Origin of the sequence: Candidatus Stoquefichus massiliensis AP9 (genome assembly GCF_000455285.1) — a bacterium.
In the GTDB taxonomy this organism is placed as follows: domain Bacteria; phylum Bacillota_I; class Bacilli_A; order Erysipelotrichales; family Coprobacillaceae; genus Stoquefichus; species Stoquefichus massiliensis.
This window is the reverse complement of record NZ_HG005285.1, coordinates 146,821-151,881: the sequence shown is the minus strand read 5'-3', so window position 1 is coordinate 151,881 and position 5,061 is coordinate 146,821. Positions and strand designations below refer to the sequence as shown.

Here is a 5,061-nt window from a genome sequence, read left to right as displayed (position 1 = left end):
GATAAATCTTTACCAATTGCACTAGCATATTGTGATCCAAAAATAACATAAATACCACCAAGTACTAGAATTGTATTTGTCATGGCACCTAAAAAAGAACCGACTGTCATGGCAAGAATCTCATTTTTGTTTTTGATTTTTTCATAAATCAATCCAGCCACATAACCAATAAGAACTCTTGGTACAATAGCAATCACTGCACTAAGAATAGAACCACTGATAAATGGTGAGAAAACAAAAGAGGTAACTGTTGGCTGAATAGTATTCATGACTAAACTAGATAAGCCAAATACCAATCCAATCCCTGCTCCTTTTTCTTTACCTAAGACAATTCCCGCAATAATGACTGGAATGTGTAGAGTAGTAGCACGTAAGGGACCAACAGGTATGAATCCTAAAAAAGGAATCATAACCATGAGAATTTCTATCGCTATAAAAAGCGACATGAACGCAAGGTTCTTTGTTTTTTGTTTATTCATTTTTTTCCTCCACTGTCGTTTCATTATGAATACGACGCATTCTTTGTATTTGTTAAAAGACAGATAAAGTTAACGCTATATAAGTCATTACTATAAATATCGCTCTTAACAACGCCATTATACAACGATGAATTTTAAAATACAATTCATATTATAGAGAAATATAGAGAAGATATCTTTAATAATGATATCATAAAAATATCACATGAAAAAATATAAAATAATTTATTACAAAAAACATTGATAAATAGGGAATAAATAAACAGTAATGATTACTATTATTAAAAAAGTTCTTGATTTTACCAAAATTTGTAGTATAATAAAGACAGATAAAAAATTGAAGGAGGAAATATAAATTATGGCAAAATGGGTATGTAAAGTATGTGGATATGTACATGAAGGAGATACACCTCCAGAAGTATGTCCAATTTGTAAGGTTCCAGCAAGTCAATTTGAAAAAGTAGAAGAAGAAAGAAATTCAAAATATGCTGGTACAAAAACTGAAAAAAATTTAATGGAAGCTTTTGCTGGAGAATCTCAAGCAAGAAATAAATACACTTATTTCGCAGAAATGGCTAGAAAAGAAGGTTTAGAACAAATTGCTGTGATTTTTGAAGAAACTGCTAATCAGGAAAAACAACATGCAAAGATGTGGTTCTCTGAATTCCATGGTATTGGAGCAACTGATGAAAACTTACAAGCTGCTGCTGATGGTGAAAACGAAGAATGGACTGACATGTATGCAAGAATGGCTAAAGAAGCAAGAGAAGAAGGGTTTGAAGATTTAGCAATTAAGTTTGAAAATGTTGGTAAAGTTGAAAGATCACATGAAGCAAGATATTTAAGATTATTAAAGAATTATAAAGAAGATAAAACGTTTAAAGGTGATGCGCCTAAGGGATGGAAATGTCGTCAATGTGGATTCATTTATGAAGGTGAAGAAGCACCAGAAAGATGTCCAACTTGTGGGTATCCAAAAGCATTCTTTGAAAGAATGGCTGAAAATTATTAATAAAAAGTGATGAGATTTTCTCATCGCTTTTTCTTTTTCTCAATATTTTTACATATTTTTATTTTTATTGTAAACTATAGAAAGCATAAAAAGGGGAGGAAAGTATGGAAAGAGAGAAATTTTCATCACGCTTAGGTTTTATTTTGATTTCAGCGGGATGTGCTATAGGTTTAGGAAATGTTTGGCGTTTTCCTTATGTTGTAGGACAATATGGTGGTGCTATTTTTGTTTTGATTTATTTGCTGTTTTTGGTTATTTTAGGTGCGCCTATTATGACTATGGAATTTGCGGTTGGAAGGGCAAGTCAGAAAAGTGCTGTAAAAGCATTTGAAACAATTGAGCCAAATAAGCCAAAGTGGAAATATATTGGTTATTTTCAATCTGCAGGTAATTATATGCTAATGATGTTTTATACAACAGTTGGTGGATGGATGATTGCTTATTTCTTTAAAATGCTGAATGGAGAATTTCAAGGAGTTTCGCCTGAAGGTGTTACAAATATCTTTAATCAATCTTTACAAGATCCATTTATGCAGGTTTTTTGGATGATTGTTGTCGTTGCACTAGCCTTTGGAATATGTTCATTAGGATTGCAAAATGGTGTGGAGAAAATGACAAAAATTATGATGTCATCATTGTTTGTTATTATTGTTGTCTTAATAATTAGGGCAGTGACTTTGCCAGGTGGTGGGGCCGGTTTATCATTTTATTTAATTCCAAATTTGGATTCAATTTCACAATATGGCTTATTAGAAGTTATCTTTGCAGCCATGGGGCAAGCTTTTTTTACGCTCAGTTTAGGAATTGGCGCGATTGCTATTTTTGGGAGTTATATTGGAAAAGAGAGGCGTTTGTTTGGAGAAACATTGAGTGTTTGTACGTTAGATACAATTGTTGCAATTTGCTCAGGTTTGATTATTTTTCCGGCTTGTTTTGCATTTGGTGTGAATCCCGAAAGTGGACCTGGTCTTGTTTTTATTACTTTACCTAGTATTTTTAATGAGATGTGGATGGGACAACTTTGGGGATGTTTGTTTTTTGTTTTTATGAGTTTTGCTGCTTTGTCTACTATTGTCGCTGTATTTGAGAATATTATTTCTTTTGGAATGGATCTTTTTAACTGGTCAAGAAAAAAATCTGTACTTATTCATTTGATATTAATTTTAATTTTATCATTACCTTGTGCGCTAGGGTTTAATGTTTTTAGTGATTTTAATCCGTTTGGAGCAGGAACATATATTCAGGATTTAGAAGATTTCTTAGTAACATATAATTTCCTTCCACTAGGTTCATTGGCTTATTTGATTTTTTGTACATCAAGATATGGTTGGGGATTTGATCGTTTTTTAGCAGAAGCAAATATGGGAGAAGGTATTTGTTTTCCAAGATGGACACGTATTTATCTTAAGTATATTTTGCCTTGTATTATTATTTTTATATTTATACAGGGATATTGGACATTTTTTACAAAATAACAATTCTATGGAATTGTTATTTTTATTTTAAATACTTCTTGACACATAGTACTATGTAATATATAGTATTATGTGTTAGGGGGTATTAAGATGGAAATACAACTCAAAAAAGGTTTTCTAGAATATTGTGTTTTAGCGAGTCTGATTAAAAAAGATTCATATGGCTATCAGATTATTAAAGATATAAGTCAATGTATTCATATTTCTGAATCAACACTTTATCCAATTTTAAAAAGATTAGAAGCTAATCAATATGTAGAAACATATTCTGTAGAGCATAATGGACGGTTAAGAAAATATTTTAAGATCACAGTACAAGGGAACGAAAGAATTCAGGAGTTTTTAAAGAGTTGGAATGAAGTTGAAAAAATTTATCAGTTTATTAAGGAGGAATCAGAAAATGAAGAAAAATGAGTTTATGGATTCTTTAAAAAGAAAGTTAAGGAATGAGAGTTACGAATATGTTTGTCAGGTTGTTGAATATTATGATGAAATTATTAATGATTTGATTGAAGATGGTATAAGTGAGGAAGAGGCTATACAATCGTTGGGAAATATTGATGATATTTTACTGAATATGCATGGAGATGATATTATTGAAATCAAGCCTCATTCTAAAAAGAGTACAGCTTTTATTGGTGTGTTATTGGTTTTGGGATTTCCATTATGGGGCTCATTATTGGCAGCCGGAGTCCTCTTGTTATTAAGTGCTTATATTGTGATTTGGTGTATACCTATTGTAACAAGTTGTTTAGCTTTTGCTGGAACGATAAGTTTTATAGTTGGTATTTTTGGAGCATTTCCATTATTTGTTCATTCTATAGCTTTAGGAATAACACAATTAGGATTAAGTGCAATCTTTGGTTCAATGGGAATTATTGGTGTCATTCTAACACATGTTGTTTCTAAACGTATATTTAATTATTCAAAACAACTGACTGGATATATCAAAGAAGTATCTATTAAGGTATTGAGAAAGGTAGGGGCTGTATGTTAAAAGATAAGGGACTATATAAGATTGGTGGTATTGTTGCTGGTTTAATGTTAGTGATTGGGATTGTGTTAAGTGGCATTGGATTTGCGATGGGAAATGGCTTAGATTATTTAAGAGAAGAAGGACCTCATCAATGGTATCGTATTGTTTATATTGATGAAAAAAATAATCTTGGATTAGGAGTAAGTTTTAATGGAATTGGGGTTGCTGGGTATTCTGAAATTCCATTAGGAAAGTAAACATTTGAATTTTTTCAAGTGTTTTTTTCTTATTTGTGGAGAGCGGGATTTTGTCGATATTTGTTGCCAAAGAGATATCATCAATGATAAAATAAAATATATGATAGTAATGGAGGGATAAAGATGGAACTATTGTTAGAAAATATACCTGTTGTCATTGGCGTGCTTATTGCTATTTTGGTATTGGTTATTATTGTGACAGGATATGTAAAAGCATCACCTGATACAGCCTATATTATTTCAGGATTAAGAAAAGAACCAAAGGTTTTGATTGGGAAGGCAGGCATTAAAATTCCTTTCTTAGAAAAGAAAGATGAATTAAATTTACAGTTAATTCCGATTGATGTGAAAACATCTAATGCTGTGCCAACAGCTGATTATATCAATATCAATGTTGATGCTGCCGTGAATATCAAAATCAGTGATGAGCCATCACGATTAAATTTAGCAGCTCAAAACTTCTTAAATAAACCAGTAGAATATATCGCTAATGTGGCAAGAGAAGTTTTGGAAGGAAATATGCGTGAAATAGTTGGACGTATGAATCTTGAGGAAATGGTTTCTGATCGACAAAAATTTGCTGAACTGGTTAAAGAAAATGCGGAACCAGATTTAGCAAAGATGGGATTGGATATTGTTTCATTTAATGTTCAAAACTTTGTTGATGGTAATGGAGTTATTGAAAATCTAGGGGTTGACAATATTGTTAAGATTCAAAAAAATGCTGCTATTTCTCGTGCAGTCAGTGAAAGAGATATTGCTCAAGCTCAAGCTAAAGCATCTCAAGAAGCGAATGATGCTAAAATTGCAGCTGAAACAATTATTGCTGAAAAGAATAATGAATTGGCTATTAAAAAAGCTG

General features: G+C 31.7%; 7 protein-coding genes. 6 read left to right on the top strand and 1 reads right to left on the bottom strand.

Going from position 1 to position 5,061, the window contains the following annotated elements; genetic code table 11:
* Window positions 1-479 (bottom strand): ECF transporter S component (locus BN350_RS02920; protein ID WP_028042252.1); only part of this gene is annotated, 479 nt, incomplete at its 3' end.
* 358 nt (window positions 480-837) lie between these two features.
* Between BN350_RS02920 and rbr the strand changes: the two genes are divergently transcribed.
* The 6 genes from rbr to BN350_RS21235 form a co-directional block, all read left to right on the top strand.
* The gene (gene rbr / locus BN350_RS18360) at window positions 838-1,491 is read left to right on the top strand and encodes a rubrerythrin (RefSeq protein WP_028042251.1); all 654 of its coding nucleotides are present in this window, start codon (window positions 838-840) and stop codon (window positions 1,489-1,491) included.
* 104 nt (window positions 1,492-1,595) lie between these two features.
* On the top strand, window positions 1,596-2,966 hold the full coding sequence (locus tag BN350_RS02910; protein ID WP_028042250.1) for a sodium-dependent transporter: 1,371 nt from the start codon (window positions 1,596-1,598) through the stop codon (window positions 2,964-2,966).
* A 90-nt stretch (window positions 2,967-3,056) separates the two neighbouring features.
* Window positions 3,057-3,380 carry a PadR family transcriptional regulator gene (locus BN350_RS02905; RefSeq protein WP_028042249.1) on the top strand — a complete coding sequence of 108 codons (324 nt, stop codon included), beginning with the start codon at window positions 3,057-3,059 and terminating at the stop codon, window positions 3,378-3,380.
* Window positions 3,367-3,963 carry a DUF1700 domain-containing protein gene (locus BN350_RS02900; RefSeq protein WP_028042248.1) on the top strand — a complete coding sequence of 199 codons (597 nt, stop codon included), beginning with the start codon at window positions 3,367-3,369 and terminating at the stop codon, window positions 3,961-3,963. The genes BN350_RS02905 and BN350_RS02900 overlap by 14 nt, the downstream gene beginning before the upstream one ends.
* Window positions 3,957-4,199 (top strand): hypothetical protein, encoded by a 243-nt coding sequence (locus BN350_RS18355; protein ID WP_044600080.1) that lies wholly within the window; start codon window positions 3,957-3,959, stop codon window positions 4,197-4,199. The genes BN350_RS02900 and BN350_RS18355 overlap by 7 nt, the downstream gene beginning before the upstream one ends.
* 123 nt (window positions 4,200-4,322) lie before the next feature.
* On the top strand, window positions 4,323-5,061 hold a 739-nt coding region (locus BN350_RS21235; protein WP_231385224.1), incomplete at its 3' end, for a flotillin family protein.

Coding starts and splice junctions, on each gene's coding strand:
- rbr (WP_028042251.1), top strand. CDS start 838: ATGGCAAAATGGGTATGTAAAGTATGTGGATATGTACATGAAGGAGAT.
- BN350_RS02900 (WP_028042248.1), top strand. CDS start 3,367: ATGAAGAAAAATGAGTTTATGGATTCTTTAAAAAGAAAGTTAAGGAAT.
- BN350_RS18355 (WP_044600080.1), top strand. CDS start 3,957: ATGTTAAAAGATAAGGGACTATATAAGATTGGTGGTATTGTTGCTGGT.
- BN350_RS02905 (WP_028042249.1), top strand. CDS start 3,057: ATGGAAATACAACTCAAAAAAGGTTTTCTAGAATATTGTGTTTTAGCG.
- BN350_RS02910 (WP_028042250.1), top strand. CDS start 1,596: ATGGAAAGAGAGAAATTTTCATCACGCTTAGGTTTTATTTTGATTTCA.